Raw genomic sequence first — 23505 nt, 5'->3', positions numbered from 1 at the left:
TGTAGCAACATACTCTTAATTCCCACTCCAGCCAGATAGTTACCCTAGCATTATGCAATTGAATATACCGACTTGGCTTACTCTGTTTCGCGTAGTTCTGATCCCATTCTTTGTTCTGGCATTTTATCTGCCGTTCACCTGGGCTCCGATGGTTTGCGCCGTCATTTTTGTGTTTGCTGCCATAACCGACTGGTTTGATGGCTTCCTGGCTCGTCGCTGGAAGCAAACGACCCGTTTCGGGGCGTTCCTCGACCCGGTGGCGGACAAAGTGATGGTAGCGGTAGCGCTGGTGCTGGTGGCGGAACACTACCACACTTGGTGGATTACCCTGCCTGCGGCGACCATGATTGCCCGTGAAATTATCATCTCGTCGCTGCGTGAGTGGATGGCGGAGATCGGTAAGCGCAGCAGCGTGGCGGTATCCTGGATTGGCAAAGTTAAAACCATGGCGCAAATGATGTCGCTGGTCGGGTTGCTGTGGCGCCCGGACCGCATGGTCGAGTACGTGTCTTTCGGTTTGCTGTACATCGCGGCGGTGCTGACTTTCTGGTCAATGTTCCAATATTTGAACGCTGCCCGGAAAGATTTGCTGGAACCCTGATCAAAGCGCTGCAAAAATCGGCAAACGAACCTGATGAGCCAACAATTTTATTGACTCATTACGTCAGGTAAGTAGAATGCATCGCATCAGACGGCAGCAGTGATTTGCCGAAAGATAGCAAAAAAATCAGTAAGTTCTGATTAATGCGGGAATAGCTCAGTTGGTAGAGCACGACCTTGCCAAGGTCGGGGTCGCGAGTTCGAGTCTCGTTTCCCGCTCCAAACATGGCACTGTAGATCTCCAGCGAGTTCTGCAGTGATAGAAAAAAGGACCTTCGGGTCCTTTTTTCGTTTCCGCCGCTCAAGACGCTCAACCGTATCCCATATTCGTCGATGTTTTGCCTGACCGGCTTCAAAACAGTGCAGGCTAATTGATCAGCGTTTTTGCCGCGGTTTCAAATTCATCCGCCCGTGTCAAAAATGGGGCATGCCCCGCGCCCTCAATCAAACACACACGGCCTCCAGTCACCCTTGCCATGTACTCACTGGCCTCTTTGGGGCATATGCGGTCATGGGTTCCACAAATGACATCCACAGGGCGGGTGATGGCGAATAACGTTGAGCGCAGGTCTTTTTTGCCTATGGTTTCAATGGTGCTTAAATTTGCCGAGCGTCGTGATTTTAAACAGACCTGCTTAATGAATTCGCGTTCCGTTTGCCGTTCATCATCATTGACGACCATCGCGGAAAACTCGACGGCGCCGATAGCCCAATCTGAGGCGAGCAATTGGGTCAGTTGAGCGGCATCATGCGCGGGGATCCCGGTTGACCAGTCAGGTCGCTGCACCAGGCATGGGGTCGAACCCACTAAAATGACTTTTGAGATGATTTGGGGATATTCCGCGGCCACGGCTAGCGCGATCGCTCCGCCCATTGACCAGCCAATCAATACCGCCTTTTGGATGTTCAGCGTCTCAAGCAGGTGCCTGATGTCGTTTACAAAGTCCGTCATTTCGTAAGACGCTTGGTTGCCTGACTCCCCGAAACCGCGAAGGTCAATATTGAGTACCCTCCGTTCCTTGCTCAGCCTTTTTGCTTGTTCTGCAAATACGCTGCGGTCGGTCATCATTCCGTGTATGAAGACCACTGGAGGGTGCGGGCCTTCGCCGATGTCATCGTATTCGATATGTGATGGGGTATTGTTCATAGACTGCCTTCTGATGTTGCCTGTCGACTTTTAAATTTAATCACCCGTTTTTGATGATTTGTTTCTGGTGAGTTTGTCGAGAGGAGTTAAGGTACTGGCCTATATCTATTTATTAGATATAACCACCGTTTTAACTTTCTTGCAACAATTGGGGCGGAAGAGAACATCTCCAGGGCCTGGCGTCCTCGCGGGTGAAACTGTCCGACAGTACGGTGGAGGGCCCTGTGTCGGCTTATTGAACAGAATAAGAGGGGAAATAAGGCTCTTAGATTGCAAATTGAGCGATCGCAACCTAAATTGCCCTTTTCGCTATAAAAGGGGGTTGCCAAGGTTGGGCGACTAGTCCATAATTCAGTCCATAGATTTGAGGTGGTAACAAAAACCTCCTTGAATCAAAGAGTTATAAAGAAAGCAGGGATTAAGTTATCCCGATAAGAATTTGATAAAGCTGGTGTTTCACGAGCTTTAGCCTTGAAAAGGCAACAGAATTAAGGCGCGTTAACAAAGCGGTTATGTAGCGGATTGCAAATCCGTCTAGTCCGGTTCGACTCCGGAACGCGCCTCCAATTTTCCCGAGCCCGGGTGGTGAAATCGGTAGACACAAGGGATTTAAAATCCCTCGGCTTATGGCTGTGCGGGTTCAAGTCCCGCCCCGGGTACCAGGAAAATAAATTCCAGAATAATCAAAGCAATATGCAGTAATGTCGTGACCGCCGGAAGGCGGTTTTTTTGTGCCAAAAATTCCATTTCGTCATATCACATCCTAATATTCTTCTTCTATCGCTGTTATCCTACTTTCGGAAGCATGGCCGTTTTTTAAAGACGGTTGGTGAGATGTGATCTATAACCAGATAGGGCAAAAATAAGGAGTGTGGGATGAGAGGGGGGTTATTTTTATTAGCGATTGTCATGCTATCTGGATGCTCTGGGTCTTTGGGATCAATCTTGGGTGTTATCCCGCAAACTTCCGACGTTTGCCCGCAGGGGAAAAACGCAATCACCGGTGAATGCCGTTAGCCAAAAGTGCCGGTTCCTCACCGGCCTGACAGCCCACTTGGAACAAATCCGGTGGTTTACTCGTTGTGTCGATCGCCGGATACGGTCTGTTCCAAGCGTTAGACCTTAACCCCCACTCCCCAGTAGCGGGACTTTATCCGCACTACAGTTCGCCACCCACATCACGGCCACCACGACGGCGATGGATATGATCGCGCACAGATCCGATTTGCGCATATTGCTCCTTAGCGGCCGTTGACCCCAATAACTTCGATTGCCGCTCTGTGCAGTTTTTGGCAGTGCTCGTCGGGTTGTCTTTCGATCTCAGTGATCAGGTAGGAGAGAATGCTCTGCTTGCTGATGGGTTTGTTCGCGGAAAGCACCTGAATAACGCCTTTGCCGACCAGATTGTATATTTGTTCACGGTACGTCTCGATATCTTTATCTTTGAGACCGTAAAGGGAGTAATCGATCATAAAATTTTACCGCTGGTGAAATTTAAAGTGCCAGCCGAAGCTGGCAGAGAAGCCATTAAAAAAATAAAGTCGTGCAAATTTCACTTAGGCTGATATCTAAGTGGGATGTTAACGATAACGTAATAAGAATATTCCCATCAATAGGAAGCGACATCCAGATGGCTAATTAGGAAAAACCTCAGGTAGCTGCCGTTGGGCTAGCGGGGTCACCGAACGGCACAGTGATGCAGCTTCAATCCTCCGTCTGCGCACCCAGGCTCTCTGGCAGTAGCTGCGCCAGCAGCAGGTCGAGGGTCAGCATCAATCCAAAACGTGCCGTACTGCCGCCGCTGAGCGGCAGTAGCTTATCCGCCAGTCCAGCCAGCGTAGTACCTGCCGGGGTCAGGGCGATACGATAAGCCCCGGTGGCACCGGCCAGTTTGGCAGCGTTAAGCAAATCAGCATTTTCTCCGCTCATCGACAGCAGTACCACACACTGTTGCGTGCCAAGCGTGGAGGCGGTCATACGCATCAGCGCCGCGTCCTGACAGACAAAGGCCGGGTAGCCCAGGCCCACCAGGCGTTGCTGCAGCTCATTGGCGTACAGTGCCATGCTGTTTACGCCAAAGATATGCACGCTTTTTGACTGGCTCAACTGCTGGCAGGCATCGATTAACGTCGCCTGATCCACCTGCTGCAACTGTTGATGTAGCGTGGTTTCCACGTCGTTGACGCGCTGCAACCACAGCCGTGGCGGCCCGTTGGGGGCAGTTTGGGTGGTCAGATAGCGCGAACCGCTCACGCTGGCCTGAGCCAGTTTCATCCGCAGGTCGCGAATATCGTCACAGCCAATGGTTTTGGCAAACCGGGTGATGGTGGCCGGACTGACGCCCGCCTGGCTGGCCAGTAGCTCGATGGTGGCGGAGGAAGCGAAGGCGATATCATCCAGAATGGTCTGCGCGACTTTGGCTTCCTGCTGGCTGAGCTGATTTTGCCGCGCCCGGATCTGATAGACGATGTCGCCGATATCTTCACAGCCGATGGATTTGGCAAAGCGACTGAGGGTGGCTGAACTGACGCCAGGCAGTTTGCCAATATCGGCGGCGGAGGCGAAGGCGATATCCATGCCGCCGAGCACGGGCTGTGCCACCGCCGCAGTCGGTGTGGCTGGCAGCGGTTGGGTGCGCATCAGAGCGATAAAGTCGTTAAGATCCTGACAGCCAAGGGATTGGGCAAAATGAGCGACGATTTCGGTACTGACACCGGCCCGCTCTGCCAACTGCTCAATCGTCGCTGTCGAAGTGAAACCGGGGTTATCCAGGATGGTTCGGGCGATTTTCGCTTCCTGGCGACTGAACGGATCTTGGCGAAACTGAATGTGGTAAACGAGATCCATGACTGCAGTGTCCCTTCTGTTACGCCAACCGGCGATCTGTGCTTCAAACTAGCCTGTTTTTCACACGGCATAAAGCAATAATCCGCAGCATAAGCCAATGAAAATAATTTTCAAGTAGTGTGAATTTAAAACACGACGCGCCTCGCACTGTTTATCGATGAGTTATTTATCTTTTTGTTTTTAAAGATTAAAATCTGGTTTTTAATTTCATGGTCACAAAAAACTCGGTCTTCGATCACAGTGTTGAAAAAAATTTTCACGACAATAATTTGTTAATGCATTGTTTTTAAATGATTAAACAAAAACCATAATGAAATCGTATGGAACCAAGGTATTTACAAGCGCGTTACAGAGCTGTTTTATATTTGAACCGCCAAGGTGGCTAACAAAATCGGGACACTGAAAAATGCAAACAATCGTCTTATGCTGCGCAGCAGGCATGTCGACCAGCATGCTGGTACAAAAAATGAAAACCGAGGCGCAAAAACGGGCGCTGGATATCGAGATTGAAGCCGTGCCGGTGGCGGACTTTGAACGTATCGTTGGGCGCGCGGACATTGTGCTGTTGGGGCCGCAGGTGAAATATGAACATGCGCGGCTTTCCGAACTGGCTGCGCCATTGGGTAAAACCGTGGCAGTCATCGACATGATGGATTACGGCACCATGCGCGGGGATAAGGTGCTGGACAAGGCTCTGGGCCTGTTGGCCTGATAACACCCTGGGGGCTTGGCCCCGTTTATCCTTTTATTCATTCATTTACCGCGGGTTATTTCATCAACCCTCGGCGGGATCACCGCGCCTGAAATAAGGCCGGGGGAGGCGAGGGTGGATTTGGAAACCAGCGTTATGGAGTTACTGGTTCATGCCGGCAGCGCACGCAGTTCGTTGCTTTCGGCACTGCAACTGGCACGCCGCGGTGAGTTCGCCGCTGCAGAGATGAAGTTGGAGGAAGCAAAGGCCGGCATCGGGAGGGCGCATGGCATGCAGACGGAGCTGATTGGCATGGATGAAGGGGTAGGAAAAATACCGGTCAGTCTGATTCTGGTGCATGCGCAGGATCATTTGATGAATGCCATGCTGATTCAAGATCTGGCCACCGACATGATCGAGCTTTATCGCCGTTTACCTCAGGGGCAAAGCAATGACTAAGATAACCGTAATTGGTGGGGGCAGCAGCTACACGCCGGAATTGGTCGAAGGACTGATCGCCCATTATCAGGACGTTCCGTTAACCGAACTGGCGCTGGTGGATGTAGAGTCCGGCCGTGAGAAAGTCGGCATCATTGCCGAGCTGACCAAAAGAATGCTCAAGCGCAACGGGTTGGAGCAGGTCGTGGTGTCGGTACATTTCGAACTGGAACCGGCCATTCGCGGTGCCAGTTTTGTACTGACGCAACTGCGCGTTGGGCAATTGGCTGCCCGTGCCGCCGACGAACGCCTGGGATTGAAATACCAGCGGCTGGGGCAAGAGACCACCGGCGTCGGCGGTTTCGCCAAGGCATTGCGCACCATCCCGGTGATGCTGGACGTGGCGCGTACGGTAGAAGCGGTAGCGCCGGATGCCTGGATCATCAACTTCACCAATCCGGCCGGTATTGTCACTGAGGCAGTCTCACGCTACAGCAAAGCGAAGATTATTGGTTTGTGCAACGTGCCGATCACCATGCACCACATGATCGCCGACATGCTGAAGGCGCCGCACGATCAGGTCGATCTGCGTTTTGCCGGGCTGAATCATATGGTGTGGGTGCATCAGGTAACGCAAAGCGGCAAGGATGTGACCGCCCAGGTGCTGGAGATGCTGAGCAACGGCGAAACGCTGTCGATGAACAACATCAAGGATCTGCCTTGGCCACCGGCATTTTTACAGGCGCTGGGGGCGATCCCTTGCCCGTATCATCGCTACTTTTATCAAACGGCCGGCATGCTGGAAGAAGAGGTTGAAGCGGCCGCGGCACAGGGAACCCGGGCTGAACAGGTGATGAAGGTCGAGGCAGAGTTATTTGCTCTGTATGCCGATCCGACGCTGGATAAAAAACCGGAGCAACTGAGCTTCCGTGGCGGTGCCTTCTATTCGGAAGTCGCGGTCGAGCTGATTCGTGCCATTCACAATAACAGCGGCAAGATGCTGGTGGTGAATACCCGGAATAACGGCGCCATTCAGGGCCTGCCGGATGACGCAGTGATTGAAACCAACTGCGTGATCGACGCGCAGGGCGCTCACCCGTTGAGCTTCGGGCCGCTGCCGTTAGCCATGAACGGGTTAACCCAGCAGGTAAAAGATTTTGAACGCTTGACCATTGAGGCGGCGGTACATGGCGACCGACAGAGTGCGCTGTTGGCACTGGTAGTGAACCCGCTGATTGGCGGCGTTGGCATTGCGGAACCCTTGCTCGATGAGGTGCTGAGCCTGAACAAGGCCTATTTACCGCAGTTCAACTAAGTCGATATTCCATAATAATAATCATGATAGCCGGCTCTGCCGGGCAGGGGGGAATGATGGCGGGTTTAAATAGCATTCTGGAACGTTACGTGTTGCCGACGGCGTTAAAAATCGCCGGGCAAAAACATATTTTGTCGGTACGAGACGGCATAATTCTCAATATGCCGTTTATGTTGATCGGGTCGTTTTTCCTGATCTTCGCCTACTTGCCCATCCCGAGTTATGCCAACCTGATGGGGGAGGTGTTCGGTGCGGCCTGGCGGGACAAGTTGCTGTACCCGGTCAAGGCGACCTACGACATCATGGCGATTATCTCCAGCTTTGGCATTGCCTACCGGCTGGCGGAAAAATACCGTGGGATGGATCCGCTCAGCACCGGTGCCGTTTCGCTGGTGGCATTTATCATGACGATTCCCCAGCACACGTTGTTTGCGCCGGTGAAAGGTGCCGCGGAGCAGATTGTCAAAGGCGTACTGCCGATGAATTTTATCGGCAGTCAGGGGTTGTTCGTGGCGATCGTGGTGGCACTGCTGTCGACGGAAATCTACCGTTTCGTGCATAACCGCAATCTGGTGATCAACATGCCTGAAGGGGTGCCGCCGGCGGTGGCGAAGTCCTTCCTGGCGTTGATCCCGGGGTTCTGCGTGTTGGCGGTGATCCTCCTGCTGCGTCTGATCGTTGAAGCCACGCCGTTTGGCGACATCAACACCATGATCGCTACGCTGATCGGCATCCCGATGCACCACGTGGGCGGAACGCTGCCGGGGATGATTTTCTCGGTGATCCTGATCGGTCTGCTGTGGACGCTGGGGTTGCATGGCGATGCTATCGTACTGGTGTTCATTCAGCCGGTATGGTTGGCGAATATGTCAGAAAACCTGGTGGCGTTTCAGAACAACCAGCCCATCCCGCACATTATTACCCAGCAATTTTACGATTTATGGATAGCGCCCGGCGGGACCGGTGCCTTGTTGGGGTTGGTGATCTTCATGCTGTTGCGCAGCCGCAGTGCGCAGATGAAACAGTTGGGGAAAATCGCTGCGCCGGGCTGCCTGTTTAACATTAGCGAACCCATGGTGTTCGGCATCCCTCTGGTGATGAACCCGTATTTCTTCCTGCCATTTATTTTGACGCCGGTGGTGCTGGTGATCGTGACCTACAGCGCGATGGCAACCGGTCTGGTGACGCCACCGGTCGGTATTGCCTTGCCGTTCACCACGCCCATTTTCATTAGCGGCTATCTGGCGACCGGCGGCCATATCTCGGGAACGGTGATCCAGGTGGTCAATTTGCTGATTTCGATGGCGATTTACTACCCGTTCTTCCGTGCCTGGGATAAGCAAAAATACCGTGAAGAAAGTCAGGTGGCGACACCGGCACAAAACGCGGTGGCCGGTGAACAATCCCTGACGCCATAATTGGCAAAGTCACCTTCCTGCGGCTGTGAGCGTAACCGCCGCCGCAGGAAGGATAAAAGTCGCTTTTCACACGAATTGTTACATCATAACAACGTTATTTTGCTACGCCTTGGCAACGCCTGCCTAAATTGCCTGTCAGATAACCACCCAGTAGCAGGGGGAGAGACACTCTCACAACAACCTGTATCTGGCAGATGGTTATGAACTCACTTTGGCAGGAATGGTAATAATGCAGAAGTTCCGACGTTGGACCCAGTTGCAGGTCTCTTTCTTTATCGCTTTTTATCTCGGCGTGTTACTCAATATCCCCATATTTTACCGTCGTTATCAGCAGCTCCACTATGACAACCTGCTATCGATCGGCATTGAAGTCGTCGCGGCCTTTTTTCTGGTGTGTTTTATTACCTTGCTGATTTCGTTCTTGGGGCGCCGGCTGTTCCGTATTCTGGCCTCGCTGCTGGTGCTAAGCTCGGTTGCCGCCAGCTATTATATGGTGTTGTTCCACGTTGATATCGGCTACGGCATTCTGGCGGCGGTGATGACCACCGATGTTGATTTGTCCAAGGAGTCGGTAGGCTGGCATTTTGGCGTGTGGATGGTGTTGGTGAGCCTGTTGCCGCTGCTGTTGATTTGGCTGGCCCCGATGCACGAAGCCGTGTTTAAACGCGGCAATCGGCTGGCATGGGGTAAAAAGGGGGCCATCATGCTGGCCGCTGGGCTGTTCTGCTGGCTACCGCTTCAACTGATGGGCCAGGTGCAGGATCGCCACGATCGCGAAAATAATCAAATGATGGCCAGCTACGGTGGCGTAGTGGCCGGCAGCTATTCACCGTCCAACTGGCTTTCGGCATTGGGGCTGTTGACTTACAGCTCATACAGCCAGGCGGAAGACAGCCGCAATCTGTTCGATCCGGCGGCACATTTTACCTATCAGCCGCCAAAAGACGTGAATGATCTCTATGTGGTGTTCGTGATTGGTGAAAGCGCCAGACGGGATCATATGGGGGTTTATGGCTACCAGCGCGACAACACGCCGTATCTGGATAAGGAAACCAACCTGGCGTTGCTGCAGGGCTATTCCTGCGATACCTCCACCAAGCTCTCTCTGCGTTGCATGTTCGTGCGCGAAGGCGGAGCGTCAGAAGAACCGCAGCGTACCCTGAAGGAAATGAACGTTTTCTCCGTGCTGAAAAAGCAGGGGTTTTCTTCGGAGCTGTTCTCGATGCAAAGCGAAGCCTGGTTTTATAACAAGACCCAGGCGGACAGTTATGCGCTGCGAGAAAGCATTCAGGCGGAAAAACGCAATGCCGGTAAACCCGTGGACGATATTGCTTTGATTGACGAGCTGCAGGATTCGTTGGGCCGTCATCCGCAGGGCAAACATTTGGTCATCCTGCATACCAAAGGCTCACACTACATGTACACCGAGCGTTATCCCCGCGCTTTTGCCCGCTACAAGCCGGAATGCCAGGGTATCGATGACACTTGTTCAACGGAGTCGATGATCAATTCCTACGACAACAGTCTGTTGTACACCGATTACTTCCTCGAGCAGGTTTTCAATCAGTTGCGAAATCGTAATGCCATCGTGTTTTACGCTTCGGATCACGGCGAGTCGATCTCGGAAAATATGCATTTTCACGGCACGCCGCGCGATCATGCGCCGAAAGAGCAACGCACCGTGCCTATCATGGTCTGGGCATCCGACAAGTTTCTCAGTCAGCCCGATCACAAGGCAGCATTTAATCAGTTAAAAGCGTTGCAGCAGGCAAAAACGCCGGTGTTTCATGAAAAGCTGTTCGACAGCATTCTGGGCTGTATCGGCTACAGTTCGCCGGATGGCGGAATAGTGAAACAGCGCAACTGGTGTCAGGTTAACTGAGTTGCCAGCCATACTACCAACCGCCGCAAGGCGGTTTTTTTATGCGGCAAGCCCGGTAGGTAAACAGTTAGGCTATGCTGTTGGCTTGGTGAATGAAGGGGAGAGAATGATGAAAGTGTTAACTATGGCGGGCCGTGATCTGCGCCTCAAGATCCTGACGGACGACGATACGGACATCGTTTATCGTTACTTCCAGGAAAACCAGGATCACCTTTCGCCGTGGGAGCCGAACCGGCCAGAAGACTTTTACAGTCAGGAGGTTATTCGCCAACGGCTGTGGCATGCGCAGAAGGATGCCGAGCAAGGACGGGCTTATCAGTTTGGTATTGTGGATAGCGCAGATACGGAAATGCTGGGGGCCTGCAATTTTTCCAATATTGCGCGTGGCCCCTTCCAGGCCTGTTATCTGGGGTATTCCATTGCCGCGCGGCATGAAGGTAAGGGGATTATGGCCCTGGCGCTCACTACGGCTATCGACTACATGCTGAGTGAACTGGATCTGCATCGCATTATGGCCGCTTATATTCCTACCAATGCCCGCAGTGAAAAATTGCTGTTGCGCCTGGGGTTTGAGAAAGAAGGTTACGCAAAATCCTATTTGAAAATCGCCGGACGCTGGCAGGATCACGTATTGACCTCGTTGATTAATTCGCGGCATGCAGAGTAATAGGTCAGGGTAGCCGCCATGAAAAAGCCACCCGAAGGTGGCTTGTCGTTAGAACGCTGTTCTAGTCCAGTTTGGGGTGCTGGTCGATCAACGTCTGTTTTTTCTTTTCCAGCTCGGCAATCTGCTCATTGATGTCTTCGACTTTCTGTTCGATGTTGTCGTAGTTTTCTTGCAGCAGCTCTTTGGCTTCCGAACGATCCGAGGCGGCCGGGGTGGCGCCGCGCAGCGGTTTGTTGGCGGTTTCCTTCATGTACAAACCGGTGATCAGGCCGATGACGGCAACGACCATCAGGTAGTAGGCCGGCATATATAGGTTTCCGGTCGATTCGACCAACCAGGCGGCAACCGTCGGGGTCGCGCCGGCAACCAGTACCGAGATGTTGAACGAAATCGCCAACGCGCTGTAACGAATATGCGTCGGGAACATCGCCGGCAGGGTAGAGGCCATCACGCCGGTGAAGGAGTTAAGCAGGATCGCCAGCACCAGTAGACCGACGAAGATCAGACCAATCACGTTACTGTTGATCAGAATAAAGCACGGAATAGCCAGCGCCAGCAGGCCGACGCTACCGCCGATAATAAATGGCTTACGACCGATGCGGTCACTGGCCAGACCGATGACCGGTTGTACGAACAACATGCCGATCATAATGGCAATAATGATCAGTACGCCGTGGTCTTCCGAGTAGTGCAGGTTATGCGACAGGTAGCTCGGCATGTAAGTCAGCAGCATGTAATAGGTCACGTTGGTCGAAATCACGATACCGACGCAGACCAGCAGGCTTTTCCAGTGTTTGGCCGCGATCTCTTTGAAAGAGGTCTTCGGCGGGTTTTCGATGGCGTTGCGGTCTTCTTTCTCCATCTTCTCGACGTGTTGCTGGAACGCCGGGGTCTCTTCCAGCGCATGACGCAGATACAGACCGATCAGACCCAGAGGCGCGGCGATAAAGAACGGAATACGCCAGCCCCAGTCGAGGAAGTTGGTTTCACCGACGATGCTGGAAATCAGCACTACGACGCCGGCACCCAGCACGAAGCCGGCAATGGAGCCGAAATCAAGCCAACTGCCCATAAAGCCGCGCTTTCTGTCCGGCGAGTATTCGGCGACGAAGATCGCTGCGCCGGAGTATTCGCCACCGACCGAGAAGCCCTGTGCCAGTTTGGCCAACAGCAGCAGCACCGGTGCCCAGATACCGATTGAGGCGTAAGAGGGGATCAGGCCGATACAGAAGGTACTCACCGCCATGATGATAATGGTGATGGAGAGCACTTTCTGGCGACCGAATTTATCGCCCATCGCGCCAAAGAAGATGCCGCCTAACGGACGTACCAGGAAGGGAACGGAAAAGGTTGCCAGTGCGGCAATCATCTGCACGCCAGGGGTGGCGCCAGGGAAAAAGACTTGCCCAAGGGCGTAGGCCACAAAGCCATAAACACCGAAGTCGAACCATTCCATCGCGTTGCCCAAGGCGGCCGCGGTAATCGCTTTTTTCAGCTTGCTGTCATCGATGATGGTGATGTCATTAATATGCATCGGTTTATGTCGTTTTTTTCTTAACTTCATATAATCATCCCTTAATCAATTTTAGTCGTACGTGAATTCGCAATCCTCGTTCACTTCTTCTGCCAAGTTATCAGCGTGGCTAATCTTATGGCTCTGTTGCCAGATCCACCACTGCCTTTTTTGTGTGATGCGAGTCACGTAATAAGTCAATTTTCACCGGGAATATGTCATTTAGGTGACTAATTATTTTGCATCTATAGCTTAACGTTATATCTTGCGGCGATCAAATTTAGCAGTTTATCTTATGGATTTGCACCGATTTAACGCATAAATAGATTAACTATTGTGCATATTGATGGTTTTTTGTCTGGTGAGGGATGAGTAAAGTATAGGAACAATTGCAGTAAATACCGGCAAAATTAATGCATTTAGGATGAAAAAAACCTGACATAAATGTCGGGCTAAAACGTTATTACGCGGCTCCGCCAAACTCCAGATAGAGTTGTGCCAGGTTTTGGTACTGGGCAAACCGATTTTCGTCCAGCGCCAGCTCCGCCAAGCGGCGGCGATTTTGCGCATCCAGCCAGAAATTAATGGGCACCGAGCCGTGACGGTAGCGACTCTCGTTTAGCCGTTCAGATTTACGTGCCAGCGCCAAGGCCGCCTGCATGTGTTTTTCCTGCGCCATCAGTTGAGTACGCAACGACAGAGCATCATCAATATCGGCCATGGCTTTATACAGCGACTGTTTGAATTCCAGCACCTGCAGTTCATAGTCGCTACGGGCGATTTTGATGTCGACGTTCATCTGACGCCACTCAAGGAACGGCAGCGATAGCCCGGCGCCTACCGATGCAAGCGGATTGCGCAAAAACTCCAGCAATGCGGTGCTGCTGGTACCTAATGAGCCAGTCAGACTAAAGGCCGGATAGTATTGGGTGCGTTTTATGTCCACGTTGGCCAGCGCTTCACGCAACCGCAACTCTTTGGCGCTGATATCCGGGCGATGGTGCAGCACGCTGGCTGGAATGTCGGCATTGATTTGCGGCAGCGGGCCTGTCGGCAAGCGGTTGGGTTCAACCAGCGAGCTCCCCGGTGGTGCGCCCAACAGCACCGTTTGTTCGTTCAGCGCCTGCTGGCGTTCGCGCAGCAGCGCCAGATGGCTGCTTTCCTGATTTACCAGGTTCTGTTCGGCATCTACCACATCCAGCGCAGAGACGCTGCCCGCGTGGTATCGCGCTTTGACCAGCTCCAGAGTTTTTCGGGAATAGTCGATGTTTTGTTGACTGACATTGATCCGCTGATTGATAAAACCGATGCGCCAGTAATTCTTGCTGGCGCTGGCGAACAGTGCCAAACGTGCGCTTTGCAAATCTTGCTGAGTAGCCTGGCTGGCCCATTCTGCGGCGTCACGTTGCCGTGCCAGTTTCCCCCACAGATCGACCTCGTAGCTTACGCCGAGATTTGCGCTGCTGCTGTTGTTCCAGGGTGAGGAGTCGGAAAGGGCGGCATTGCCTCCGCTGTTGAGCGTCGCGCTCACATTCGGCGCGGCACCAATATCGACCCGTTGTGCAGCCAACTGGGCACGGTAGACGCGCAGTGCAGCGGCCGCCAAATCGTTATTGGCCGCCATCACCTGCTGCAGCCAACGGTCCAACTGAGGATCGCGGAAATCACGCCAGTTGAACGGTTCTGACACGTCGGTTTCGGCGTTTTGCTGCCAGTCGGCCGGATAGTCCACCTTCGGTGGGTAATACTCGCTTTTCAGCGCATTGCCACAGCCTGCACTGAGCAGTGGGATGAGGCAAACCGCGAGGAGGGATAAAATTTTCATAAGTTACTCGCTGGCCAGAGAAATGACCGGATCCATCCGCGCCGCTTTGCGGGCAGGGAGATAACCGAAGATCATGCCAATCAGGGTTGAGCAGCAGAAGGCCACGGCGGCAGCCTGCCAGGAATAGATAGCGGTAAGCATCCCCCCCGCCAGCAGGGTAAATAACGAGCCAGCGGCGAACGAAAGCAATATGCCCAATACACCGCCGATCAGGCATACCAGCACGGCTTCGATCATAAATTGCTGCATGATGTCGCTACGCCGCGCACCGACGGCCATACGCACGCCGATTTCATGGGTGCGTTCAGTAACTGACACCAACATAATGTTCATCACGCCCAGACTGCCGATAATCAGGGAAATTGAGGCGACCATCAGGATCAGCAGGCTCAGGGTCATTGAGGTATGTTCGATTGATTTACGAAATTTATCGCGGTTGAACAGCATAAAGTCTTTCACGCCATGGCGCTGGGTTAACAATTGGCTGATGGCGCTGACCGCCGCCTCGTTGGCGACGTCATCTTTCAATCGTACGCTAATGCTGCTCAGGGTCGGTTTACCCACCATGCGATACATCACGGTGGAGTAGGGCATCCACACGCTGATGCGGTTGGGGGCCGAATCCTGGTTGCTTTGCACCACGCCGACGACCCGGGCCGGCACTGCGCCGAGAAACACAATCTGGCCCAACGGCTCTACGCCAAACTCGCCGAACAGCGAGCGGCGCGCGTTTTCGTCAATGATCACTTCCTGCAACGCATTACGATCATCCCGGAAAGTGCTGCCTTGCACCAACGTGAGACCATTAACGCGGAAGTAATCGCAGCCGACGCCGTTGATGGAGGCGGTCGCTGATTTGCTGCGAAAGCGAATGCTGTCCGAGGTGTTGATTTCAGGGCTGACGCTATCGACAAAGTTCTGGCTGGCCAGCGCCTCGGCATCCGCCGGTACCAGTGTGCGGATACTGTCGATGGCGTCGTCGAAGAAATCACGTCCGGGATAGATGCTGACGACGTTGGTACCAAGCCCTTTAATGTTTTCCAGCGTGCGTTGTTTGGCACCTTCGCCAAGAGCTACTACCGTGACCACCGCGGCGATGCCGAAAACGATGCCGGTCATGGTCAGTGCCGTACGCAAGCGATGAGCATTCATGGCTTTCAAGGCCATTTGCAGCGACTCGCGGGTACGATCGAGCAGGCTTTGCCAGTAGCCCTGTGCGGCAGGCGCGGTCTTTTGCATCGCCGGCAGCGGAGTTGACGATTTACGGCGGCTGTCGGCGACGATCTCGCCATCCTGCAGTTCGATGATGCGCTGTGCGTGCTGGGCCACTTTCATGTCGTGGGTGACGATCACCACCGTGTGACCACGCTGGTTCAGTTCGCTGAGAATCTCCAACACTTCCTGCCCGGACTTGGAGTCCAAAGCACCGGTCGGTTCATCCGCCAGGATGATTTCTCCGCCGTTGATTAACGAACGGGCGATACTGACGCGTTGTTGTTGACCGCCAGAGAGCTGCCCGGGCTTGTGGTGCTCACGGCCTTCCAACCCCAGTCGTGCCAACAGTTGCGCTGCTCGCAGGCGGCGTTGGTCGCGTTTACTGTTGGCGTAAATTGCCGGGATCTCGACGTTGCCCAACGCGCTGATATCCGGCATCAAATGATAACGCTGGAAGATAAAGCCTATGTGTTCGCGGCGCAGTCTGGCCAATTCGTCCGGCGACAGGTGTGCGGCGTTATGCCCGCGGATGTGATAATCCCCCTGATCCGGCACGTCCAGACAGCCGATGATGTTCATCAGCGTTGACTTTCCCGAACCCGAGGTGCCGATAATGGCGACCAACTCACCGGCGGCAATCTTGAGGTTGATGTTTTTCAGTACGGTGAGCGGCTGGCTGCTGTTGGTATACGTGCGGCCGATGCCTTTCAACTCAATGATTGTATTCACAGAAAGAGGCCATCCTCACCCGGTTTGGCGCTTTCCTGCGCCAGCACTACGTTATCGCCCGCCATCAACCCCTTAAGGATTTGTACATCAACGTTGTTGGTAATACCGGTTTTCACCTCACGCATTTCCAACTGGTGATCCATGGTCAAGACCTGTACCTGCTGCTTGTTGTCAGCAGTTTTATGCACTGCCTGAATCGGGATCAACAGCGTATTTTGGGCTTCACCCAGCAATAATGAAACCTGAGCCGTCATGGCGATACGCAGTCGGTTGTCGGGATTGGGCACGTCAAGCAACGCGTTGTAATACACTGAAGCATTGGAGGTGCCGGAGCCTGAAGTGGAACCGCCGCTGGAGAACGAATCGTCTTTCATGACGGACTCAGGTGCCAGTTCTACGGTGCGCAGCGTGGCGTCGTACCTTTTGTCCGGCTCGGAGAAAATGGTGAAGTAGGCTTTTTGCCCCTGTGTAACGCGGGTAATGTCAGCTTCGGAAATCTGTGCCTTGATGGTCATCACGTCCAACTGCGCCAGTTTAACAATCGTAGGAGCGCTCTGATTAGCATTCACCGTTTGGCCTTGTTGGGTAATCACCGCAATGACAATGCCGTCCATCGGGGCCAGGATGCGGGTGTAGCTCAGATCGACCTTTTTCTTGTCTACTTCGATTTGCGCCTGAACAATACGTGCATTCAGAGCGATCAGTTCAGCACGGGTGGCGGCTAGCGTGGCCTCTGCCGTTTCAAAATCTTCGCGTGAGCTGGCTTCATCGTTCAACATGCGTTTTTGGCGTTTAAAGCGAGACTCGGCCTGTTTCAACAGCGCCTGTTTGGCTTGCAAATCCGCTTTGGCGACGTTCAGCGCCGCTTCGGCGTTGCGTAAATCATTGCGTTGCGGCAGGTCATCGATGTCGGCGATCGGCTGGCCTTTGGTGACCCGGTCGCCAAGTTTGACCTTCAGGGATTTCACCTGGCCAGAAACCTGCGCACCGACGTTGACCCGTTCGAATGCGTCCAGTTTACCTGTGGCCAGCACGGCATTTTCTATATCGCCAAGGCGAACCGGTGCGGTGACATAGGCGTCCTGAGAAGGGGATTGCAAAAAGAACGCCGCCATGAAGGCAATAATCACCAGCAGGGCGCCGGCCAGGATAAACGCCCAACGGCGCGGAGTAACTTTCATCGTGTTGTCCATAACGAAGAGAAAGACTTTCCCAGAAAGCACTTATAGTGGCATTCAGTGCGTTAACTAACAATAAACATGCAGCAGACGCCGTGATAAAAGTTTCAATGGTTAATTATCGCCCAATAAAAGCAATTGTTGATCTGGGGGGGAACAGGTGGAAACACAGGATTTCTCTTAAAATTCAGATGTTCATAGCTCCTTGGGTTGAATCCATAGCATTAATATGGATAATGAGTCCCCGAAGCAAAGGAATGCGCTATTAACTCAGTTGGCAGAGTGGTTGGTTTTATAATGCTTTTTTGGCTACAAAATTGATAGACGCGGGTTCGAGTCCTGCATAGCGCGCCAGCTTCCTGTTCAGGAACAGTTATCGTAAAGCGCACCCGGGTTGATTTGCACTATCGGCTCCTTGTTGGGATTTTCGGGTGTGCTTTACCGTAACGGGTTCCTCCTTTCTTAATCTTCCTCTGTTGCGATCGATCTTTGCTAGACTGTAATCAGGCAGGTTCGCTGCCCGGCAACAGGAGATCGCTATGTCTGAGTCCGATCAACTGCAGGAACTATTGCAACGTGTCGCGGCACTCGAAGCCAGAGAGAAGTCGCTAACGGCCGCTTCCAATGCCTATCAGGCGATCATCACCACCATGCTGGGCAACCTGGATAAACAAGATCGCGATAAGATTATTGCGATGATTGACCAGGCGCATGAACTTGCCTACGCACGTGCTATCCAGCGCTGCAATGAACCGCAAAAGCAAAAAATCAAACAGGCCGACGATATCGCCCAACGGATGTTTATGTTTGCTCAAGGCAAAAATTCCCTGCAACGTTAGTCGCTATAGGTATAACAGTTGCCGATATTAAATTGCATAACTGATCTACCTGGGCAAACTGTACCTGTGTTAGTTTGAGGAATGATTATTGATAGCAATAATGTCCCCCAGGCATAAGGTTGTAGCTATGGACGCGATTAAAAGCATCTTGGTAAAAGAAATCGAGCGGATCAATCGGCAGGAAGGACGCGATGGCAAGCTGCGCTTCAACAGCGAATTCGCCCGCGATCACCGTTATCTGTGTCTCGCCATGTTTGCCGGTTATTTTGCCGTGATCGCCGTGATGTATCAGGTCCCCTATATGGGCTTTATTTCGTTTTTGGCGTTCACCGCCTTCGTGTTGTTCATGTTCGCCATGCTGCTGATTGAAATCAAACCGGTCTATCGTTTTGAGGATATCGGCGTGCTGGATTTGCGCGTTTGTTATAACGGTGAATGGTATTTCACCCGCGCACTGTCGCCGCAGTCGGTGAAAGCACTGCTGGAAGAACCGTCGATCGGCGCAGCGATGAAAGCCCGCATGCAGGAAATCATCGCCAATAAAGGCGAGATCGATTTCTATGACGTCTACGATCTGGCGTACTCAAAGAAGCCGCAGAATGAGCAGCCTCAGGTGGCAGTGCTTAACTGAGGGTTTCCGCTCGCGCGGTTGTCGATTATACTCACGCATTGAAGCCCGTTAAGCGTGAGGAGTTTACGATGAGTGATGATATTTTCGATTTTGATATCGATGCCGAATTGGCGCAGGCAGAAGAGAAAGCGGCGCAGAAAGTGAAAGAACTCCCCGAGATCCTTGAGGACGAGGCGGACTGCGAAGGTTGCAAGATCTGATTGCCATCGCCCATTAAAGAACCGCTTCGGCGGTTTTTTCATGCCTGAATGGGAGCTGCGGACAAAAAAAAGCCCGTTTCAGGCGGGCCAACACTTAAGTAGTATGAGGGTTTATTTTTATAACTCACTGCGTTTAGCATACGCGCAATGATCGGCAAGCGATGTCGGCGTTTTGTAACAAAATGGTTGTTGTTGTGTTGCAGTGTTACTTGCGTCAGGTCAGGGATTAATCCAGTACAAATCCCCAAATCAGCAACACCGCCACGATAATCAGGCAGAGTGCGGAGACGGTAACCAGTATTTTTCCCAGGATGTCTTTTTCTTGTTGCTGCTGAGCCACGTTAACGTTATCCAATTAAGAGTCTATGGACCAAATCGGCGACACCCAGGTCCAGCACTATGACGGTCAGTGCAATCCCTAACATGGCCGACAGAAATCGAGTTTTACTGTTCAAATCGATACCCATCACCGCAATGCGATGTTCCCAGAGTAAAGGTTAAAACGTTGGGGCTGAATGCCCGGTTTTGGTTATTACAGAGCTTAAGAACCTTTCCACGCCTATAAGTTCCGTCTGTTTGAGGTGGCCGCTGCGGGTGTTGCCACGCAGCGGACCGGTATTGAGGAAGGATCAGTCTGTCACAATTCTTACGCCGATTTTGCTGATCGCATTGCCATCCATTTCGGCAATGGTCCAGGTAAGGCCATCCCATTCGATCTGATCGCCTACCACGGGTTCGCCGCCAATCAGCTGAATGACGAATTGACCAAGCGTTTGCTGCTCGTCCACTCCTGCCTGCAGGTTCAGACCATAGACTTGCGAAATATCGCTCAGGCGCGCATCCGACTGCAGGATAAAGTCACCGAAGAAGCGTTCATCCAGCGTAACCACCGGCGCCTGACTGAACAGTTTGCCCAGCACCGGCAGGTCATGTTCGTGGCCGATAACGCACAAAATATCATCTTCACGCAATCGCGTACTACCGCTGGGGTGCAGCAGTTCTTTGCCGCGGAACAGCGCGGCAATGCGCGTGCCGGGTGGCATTTTCAGCTCACGCAATGCGGCACCCACGCACCAGTTTTCCGACGAAAGCTGATAAACGAACTGCTCCCACTGGTTTTCCGGGTGCACATCCAGCCCAACCCGTGAAATCGGTGCCAGCGCCGGCGGTACGATCACCTTGGCTTTTTTCGCGGCGAACGACAAGGTTGTGCCCTGCAGCAACAGTGAAACCAACACCACAAAGAAGGCCACATTGAAGAATAATTGGGCATTCGGCAGACCGGCCATCATCGGGAAGACGGCCAGAATGACCGGTACGGCCCCGCGCAGGCCGACCCAAGAGATAAAGCTGCGTTCGCGCAGGGTAAAGCTGCGAAACGGCAACAGGCCGATAAAGACCGACAGCGGGCGGGCAAACAAGATCATCCACAGTGACAGCAGTAGGGCAGGGATGGCGATAGGCAACAGTTCGTGCGGATTCAGCAGCAGCCCCAGAACCAGGAACATCCCAATCTGGCTCAGCCAGGCCAGGCCGTCAAAGGTCTGGACAATGCCATGCCGGTTTCGGATTGGACGGTTACCCAGCGTCAGACCGCACAGGTACACCGCCAGAATGCCGCTGCCGTCCAGTGCGGTCGTCAGCGCAAAAATCAGAATGCCGCCGCTTACGGCCAGCAGCGGATACAGGCCTTCGGCCAGTTTAATATGGTTGATCAACGTCAGTAGCAACCAGCCGCCGCCGAGACCAAAGACAATGCCCATCCCGAACTGTTGCAGCAGATGAACAGGGAACATCCAGCTCAGTGTGGTTTCGCCGGCGGAAATCATCGCAATCAGCGTAATGGTAAGGAACACTGCCATTGGATCATTGCTGCCGGATTCAATTTCCAGCGTGGCACTGACGCGTTCGTTAAGCCCTTTACCGCCCAACAACGAGAACACCGCCGCGGCGTCGGTGGAGCCGATAATGGCGCCAATCAGCATGCCTTGCAGCAGGTCGAGGTTGAACAGCCAGGCGGCGGCCAGCCCGGTCAGTCCGGCGGTGATCACCACACCGATGGTCGCCAGGGAAAGTGCCGGCCAGAGTGCGACACGGAATGAACTGACGCGCGTACGCATGCCGCCATCCAGCAGGATCACTGCCAGCGCCAGGTTACTGACCAGATAGGCCACCGGGTAGTTGCTGAAAACGATACCGCCAGGTCCATCGACCCCTGCCAACATGCCGATGGCGAGGAAGATCACCAGAATAGGAATACCCAGGCGTGACGAAAATGAACTGAGAAGAATACTTGCTCCCACCAACACGGCACCGATGATGAACAAACTGTTAATGGTGCTGGCATCCAAAATAACGTTCTCCTGCAGGCTGGGGGAAAGGCGTTGCGCGTAAGCGCAGATACCCCCTGATGATAGCCTGTTTTTTAGGTAAAACGCCAAGGCTGATTCATAAAACAGTTTGGCTTTTATTGTCATTTAAGGGGAGATGCGTGCGGAAGAGGGGGGAAACCAGTTAACTTCTTTGTTTTATCTATATTTATCAGCTGACTGTGGTTCTGTTTAGACAATAAATTGCGGCTGCCGCTGCGGCAAGGGAGGGAAAAACCATTAAACCCCCGTCAGGAGGCTTAATGGTTTGCAGGCGAGGCGTTATAAATGATCGAGTGACTGCAGGGCCCGTCTGATCAGCTCGGCAGCCAGTTTTCGTTCTGACTCTGAAATACCGTCGAGATTGAGGCTGGAAAGCTCGGCGACCAGAATGCTGCGATCCTTGCCGCTGATCGACGAATCCAGTGCGGAGAGCAACCGGCCAAGAATTTTTAGCAGGGTGGCGTTTTCTGGCACGGCTTCCTGAGCCGAAGTGTCTTTATCAGTCATTAAAAATCCTCTCTGTCGTGACGGAAGGGAGATAATGCAAGCACTGTCGCGATGATGACAATGCCGTCCCTCAGGGTTCATTGAGCCCAATCGCTACCGTAAGGCAGGGATGTGGATTTCCACTTATGCGTTGCAGTTATAACAACTAGCGGCAATATGCTCCAGCATAACTTTGCCTTAACTTTCGCCACAGGGGTGAGCAATGCGTGCTCACCGGTTGAAATAGGCGGCTGTGCCGGTGCGAGGGAAAATAATAGCGGTTCTGGTATGCAGGTGTATGACAGTGGAGCACCCGGCAAGCCGAAATGGCTGCCGGGCAGTGGGGTTATTGCGGTTTTCCGGAGAACAGGAAACGGATCAGCGGGATGCGTTTGTGCAGTTCATATAACAGGAAGGCGCAGGAGAAGACAAACACCAGTCCCAGTAGAAAACCCAGCAGATTATTGTTGATATACGGTGTCACAAAAGCGCCATATATCAGGGTCAGTGGGTGGTGCACCAGATATATAAACAGTGATGCATTCACCAGATAAGTGATACGGGGCGAGTGATAGTTCAGCAGGTTATGCCCAAATGAAAAAATCACGTTGGCCATCAAGATCCCCAGCACGGTTTTGATCAGCACTTCCAGTTCAAACATATAGCTGCTGTGGGCCAGAAACTTCTGATTCAACATATAGGCAATGAACAGCAACAGCGAACCGAGCAGTGCTCCGATGGAGGGCCTGAGGAAAATCTCTTTCAGCCACACGTACTTAAACGCATAGGCTCCGAGAATGAAGAACGGCAGGTAGAACATCGTCTCCATCACCACGAAATTGAACAGGCCATTGGAGAGTAAACCTGGCGCAAAAATTAAAATAATACGGTGCGCGGCCGAATAGCATAAAGCATAAATAAGAAAGAACAGTGAGATGTTTCCTAATCCGGTCATTTTATTTATCGGATAGGGAACCGTATTATTTTTTAGTGTCTTGATTTTTTTGAACAGATAAAAACAAAGGGTAGTCAGCAATGACAGGGTTAATAAAAACCACAGGTGAGAAACCAGCTCCCAAACTGTTACATTTATTTTCTGATAGAGCGAAAAATTTTCCCAGCCGTTTAATTTGTCCGTGAAGTATTTCAGCATGAAAAACTGCGGCACCGTTATTAACGGAATCGAGCTCAGCAGGGGGATCGCCACCCGTTCGAGCCTGACTTTCAGCCACTTGTGGCGCTCGTAGCGCTCATAGAGCATGTAAGAGAAGTAGCCGGAAATCACGAAGAACACCTGCATGCGGAAGGCATGAATGAAGTCGTTCAGCACCGTCAGCGAGAAAGAAGGCGTAGCACTGTTCACCGCCCAGGCATGGCTTGAATAGATCAGGGAGAGATGAAAAGGGACGCCGAGCAACATCAAATAAGCCCGGATCGAATCGAGGAAAAACTCGCGTTGGTTGCTGCCGTTAGTCATAGGTTACCGCTGGTGATTTTATCGAATGGTCATTA

General features: G+C 52.7%; 21 protein-coding genes and 4 tRNA genes. 14 read left to right on the top strand and 11 right to left on the bottom strand.

The window, feature by feature from the left end:
- Window positions 1-52 precede the first annotated feature (52 nt).
- Both pgsA and ACGS9J_RS12910 read left to right on the top strand, forming a co-directional pair.
- Window positions 53-601 carry a CDP-diacylglycerol--glycerol-3-phosphate 3-phosphatidyltransferase gene (gene pgsA, locus ACGS9J_RS12915; protein WP_442231297.1) on the top strand — a complete coding sequence of 183 codons (549 nt, stop codon included), beginning with the start codon at window positions 53-55 and terminating at the stop codon, window positions 599-601.
- A gap of 145 nt (window positions 602-746) precedes the next feature.
- A tRNA-Gly gene (locus tag ACGS9J_RS12910) sits at window positions 747-822 on the top strand.
- Between the two features lie 145 nt (window positions 823-967).
- Here ACGS9J_RS12910 and ACGS9J_RS12905 read toward each other — a convergent pair.
- Window positions 968-1747 (bottom strand): alpha/beta fold hydrolase, encoded by a 780-nt coding sequence (locus ACGS9J_RS12905; RefSeq protein WP_442231296.1) that lies wholly within the window; start codon window positions 1745-1747, stop codon window positions 968-970.
- Window positions 1748-2239: 492 nt separating this feature from the next.
- Here ACGS9J_RS12905 and ACGS9J_RS12900 point away from each other — a divergent pair.
- Window positions 2240-2313, top strand: a tRNA-Cys gene (locus ACGS9J_RS12900).
- A 10-nt stretch (window positions 2314-2323) separates the two neighbouring features.
- Window positions 2324-2409 (top strand) — tRNA-Leu (locus ACGS9J_RS12895).
- Between the two features lie 579 nt (window positions 2410-2988).
- Here ACGS9J_RS12895 and ACGS9J_RS12890 read toward each other — a convergent pair.
- Entirely contained in the window at window positions 2989-3219 is a 231-nt protein-coding gene (locus ACGS9J_RS12890) for a hypothetical protein (RefSeq protein WP_442231295.1), read from the bottom strand.
- Between the two features lie 232 nt (window positions 3220-3451).
- Complete coding sequence (locus tag ACGS9J_RS12885) at window positions 3452-4594, bottom strand: SIS domain-containing protein (RefSeq protein ID WP_442231294.1); 1143 nt, start codon at window positions 4592-4594, stop codon at window positions 3452-3454.
- Window positions 4595-5000: 406 nt separating this feature from the next.
- Here ACGS9J_RS12885 and ACGS9J_RS12880 point away from each other — a divergent pair, with 406 nt between their 5' ends.
- From ACGS9J_RS12880 to rimJ, 6 genes are all read left to right on the top strand, one after another.
- Complete coding sequence (locus ACGS9J_RS12880) at window positions 5001-5306, top strand: PTS sugar transporter subunit IIB (RefSeq protein WP_261253659.1); 306 nt, start codon at window positions 5001-5003, stop codon at window positions 5304-5306.
- A gap of 135 nt (window positions 5307-5441) precedes the next feature.
- The gene (locus ACGS9J_RS12875) at window positions 5442-5744 is read left to right on the top strand and encodes a PTS lactose/cellobiose transporter subunit IIA (RefSeq protein WP_442231483.1); all 303 of its coding nucleotides are present in this window, start codon (window positions 5442-5444) and stop codon (window positions 5742-5744) included.
- On the top strand, window positions 5737-7038 hold the full coding sequence (locus ACGS9J_RS12870; protein ID WP_442231293.1) for a 6-phospho-beta-glucosidase: 1302 nt from the start codon (window positions 5737-5739) through the stop codon (window positions 7036-7038). The genes ACGS9J_RS12875 and ACGS9J_RS12870 overlap by 8 nt, the downstream gene beginning before the upstream one ends.
- Before the next feature lie 56 nt (window positions 7039-7094).
- Window positions 7095-8456, top strand: coding sequence for a PTS cellobiose transporter subunit IIC (gene celB / locus ACGS9J_RS12865; protein WP_442231292.1), 1362 nt, complete (start codon window positions 7095-7097; stop codon window positions 8454-8456).
- Between the two features lie 229 nt (window positions 8457-8685).
- Entirely contained in the window at window positions 8686-10338 is a 1653-nt protein-coding gene (gene eptB / locus ACGS9J_RS12860) for a kdo(2)-lipid A phosphoethanolamine 7''-transferase (protein WP_442231291.1), read from the top strand.
- A gap of 106 nt (window positions 10339-10444) precedes the next feature.
- Complete coding sequence (gene rimJ, locus ACGS9J_RS12855; RefSeq protein ID WP_442231290.1) at window positions 10445-11005, top strand: ribosomal protein S5-alanine N-acetyltransferase; 561 nt, start codon at window positions 10445-10447, stop codon at window positions 11003-11005.
- 61 nt (window positions 11006-11066) lie between these two features.
- Here rimJ and proP read toward each other — a convergent pair whose 3' ends face one another.
- From proP to ACGS9J_RS12835, 4 genes are all read right to left on the bottom strand, one after another.
- Window positions 11067-12569 (bottom strand): glycine betaine/L-proline transporter ProP, encoded by a 1503-nt coding sequence (gene proP, locus ACGS9J_RS12850; RefSeq protein WP_442231289.1) that lies wholly within the window; start codon window positions 12567-12569, stop codon window positions 11067-11069.
- A 412-nt stretch (window positions 12570-12981) separates the two neighbouring features.
- Window positions 12982-14343: a TolC family protein gene (locus tag ACGS9J_RS12845; protein ID WP_442231288.1), complete on the bottom strand. Its 1362-nt coding sequence runs from the start codon at window positions 14341-14343 to the stop codon at window positions 12982-12984.
- Window positions 14344-14346: 3 nt separating this feature from the next.
- A complete protein-coding gene (locus ACGS9J_RS12840; protein WP_442231287.1) occupies window positions 14347-16287 on the bottom strand; it encodes a MacB family efflux pump subunit in 1941 nt (646 codons plus the stop codon).
- Window positions 16284-17468 carry an efflux RND transporter periplasmic adaptor subunit gene (locus tag ACGS9J_RS12835; protein WP_442231286.1) on the bottom strand — a complete coding sequence of 395 codons (1185 nt, stop codon included), beginning with the start codon at window positions 17466-17468 and terminating at the stop codon, window positions 16284-16286. Before ACGS9J_RS12835 ends, ACGS9J_RS12840 begins: the two co-directional genes overlap by 4 nt.
- Before the next feature lie 256 nt (window positions 17469-17724).
- On the opposite strand from ACGS9J_RS12835, the gene ACGS9J_RS12830 reads away from it, so the two are divergent.
- The 4 genes from ACGS9J_RS12830 to ACGS9J_RS12815 all read left to right on the top strand — a co-directional run bounded on the left by ACGS9J_RS12830 (window position 17725) and on the right by ACGS9J_RS12815 (window position 19135).
- Window positions 17725-17819 (top strand) — tRNA-OTHER (locus ACGS9J_RS12830).
- 185 nt (window positions 17820-18004) lie between these two features.
- Window positions 18005-18304, top strand: coding sequence for a sigma-S stabilization anti-adapter protein IraP (locus ACGS9J_RS12825; RefSeq protein WP_442231285.1), 300 nt, complete (start codon window positions 18005-18007; stop codon window positions 18302-18304).
- Between the two features lie 127 nt (window positions 18305-18431).
- A complete protein-coding gene (locus ACGS9J_RS12820; RefSeq protein WP_442231284.1) occupies window positions 18432-18935 on the top strand; it encodes a YlaC family protein in 504 nt (167 codons plus the stop codon).
- Window positions 18936-19003: 68 nt separating this feature from the next.
- Complete coding sequence (locus ACGS9J_RS12815; RefSeq protein ID WP_012006291.1) at window positions 19004-19135, top strand: hypothetical protein; 132 nt, start codon at window positions 19004-19006, stop codon at window positions 19133-19135.
- Between the two features lie 226 nt (window positions 19136-19361).
- Here the strand turns inward: ACGS9J_RS12815 and ACGS9J_RS12810 are convergent, their stop codons facing one another.
- The 4 genes from ACGS9J_RS12810 to mdoC all read right to left on the bottom strand — a co-directional run bounded on the left by ACGS9J_RS12810 (window position 19362) and on the right by mdoC (window position 23470).
- Window positions 19362-19490, bottom strand: a complete 129-nt coding sequence (locus tag ACGS9J_RS12810) for a hypothetical protein (protein ID WP_442231283.1) — start codon at window positions 19488-19490, stop codon at window positions 19362-19364.
- Window positions 19491-19764: 274 nt separating this feature from the next.
- Window positions 19765-21486, bottom strand: coding sequence for a potassium/proton antiporter (locus ACGS9J_RS12805; RefSeq protein ID WP_442231282.1), 1722 nt, complete (start codon window positions 21484-21486; stop codon window positions 19765-19767).
- A gap of 300 nt (window positions 21487-21786) precedes the next feature.
- On the bottom strand, window positions 21787-22014 hold the full coding sequence (locus ACGS9J_RS12800; RefSeq protein ID WP_020826300.1) for a hypothetical protein: 228 nt from the start codon (window positions 22012-22014) through the stop codon (window positions 21787-21789).
- A 325-nt stretch (window positions 22015-22339) separates the two neighbouring features.
- Window positions 22340-23470, bottom strand: a complete 1131-nt coding sequence (gene mdoC, locus ACGS9J_RS12795) for a glucans biosynthesis protein MdoC (protein WP_442231281.1) — start codon at window positions 23468-23470, stop codon at window positions 22340-22342.
- Window positions 23471-23505 lie beyond the last annotated feature (35 nt).

The sequence above is a fragment of the Serratia quinivorans genome (genome assembly GCF_052113645.1).
GTDB lineage: Bacteria > Pseudomonadota > Gammaproteobacteria > Enterobacterales > Enterobacteriaceae > Serratia > Serratia quinivorans_B.
This window is presented reverse-complemented; position numbering and strand designations above follow the sequence as displayed.

Coding starts and splice junctions, on each gene's coding strand:
- pgsA (WP_442231297.1), top strand. CDS start 53: ATGCAATTGAATATACCGACTTGGCTTACTCTGTTTCGCGTAGTTCTG.
- ACGS9J_RS12905 (WP_442231296.1), bottom strand. CDS start 1,747: ATGAACAATACCCCATCACATATCGAATACGATGACATCGGCGAAGGC.
- ACGS9J_RS12890 (WP_442231295.1), bottom strand. CDS start 3,219: ATGATCGATTACTCCCTTTACGGTCTCAAAGATAAAGATATCGAGACG.
- ACGS9J_RS12885 (WP_442231294.1), bottom strand. CDS start 4,594: ATGGATCTCGTTTACCACATTCAGTTTCGCCAAGATCCGTTCAGTCGC.
- ACGS9J_RS12880 (WP_261253659.1), top strand. CDS start 5,001: ATGCAAACAATCGTCTTATGCTGCGCAGCAGGCATGTCGACCAGCATG.
- ACGS9J_RS12875 (WP_442231483.1), top strand. CDS start 5,442: ATGGAGTTACTGGTTCATGCCGGCAGCGCACGCAGTTCGTTGCTTTCG.
- ACGS9J_RS12870 (WP_442231293.1), top strand. CDS start 5,737: ATGACTAAGATAACCGTAATTGGTGGGGGCAGCAGCTACACGCCGGAA.
- celB (WP_442231292.1), top strand. CDS start 7,095: ATGGCGGGTTTAAATAGCATTCTGGAACGTTACGTGTTGCCGACGGCG.
- eptB (WP_442231291.1), top strand. CDS start 8,686: ATGCAGAAGTTCCGACGTTGGACCCAGTTGCAGGTCTCTTTCTTTATC.
- rimJ (WP_442231290.1), top strand. CDS start 10,445: ATGATGAAAGTGTTAACTATGGCGGGCCGTGATCTGCGCCTCAAGATC.
- proP (WP_442231289.1), bottom strand. CDS start 12,569: ATGAAGTTAAGAAAAAAACGACATAAACCGATGCATATTAATGACATC.
- ACGS9J_RS12845 (WP_442231288.1), bottom strand. CDS start 14,343: ATGAAAATTTTATCCCTCCTCGCGGTTTGCCTCATCCCACTGCTCAGT.
- ACGS9J_RS12835 (WP_442231286.1), bottom strand. CDS start 17,468: ATGAAAGTTACTCCGCGCCGTTGGGCGTTTATCCTGGCCGGCGCCCTG.
- ACGS9J_RS12825 (WP_442231285.1), top strand. CDS start 18,005: ATGTCTGAGTCCGATCAACTGCAGGAACTATTGCAACGTGTCGCGGCA.
- ACGS9J_RS12820 (WP_442231284.1), top strand. CDS start 18,432: ATGGACGCGATTAAAAGCATCTTGGTAAAAGAAATCGAGCGGATCAAT.
- ACGS9J_RS12815 (WP_012006291.1), top strand. CDS start 19,004: ATGAGTGATGATATTTTCGATTTTGATATCGATGCCGAATTGGCGCAG.
- ACGS9J_RS12800 (WP_020826300.1), bottom strand. CDS start 22,014: ATGACTGATAAAGACACTTCGGCTCAGGAAGCCGTGCCAGAAAACGCC.
- mdoC (WP_442231281.1), bottom strand. CDS start 23,470: ATGACTAACGGCAGCAACCAACGCGAGTTTTTCCTCGATTCGATCCGG.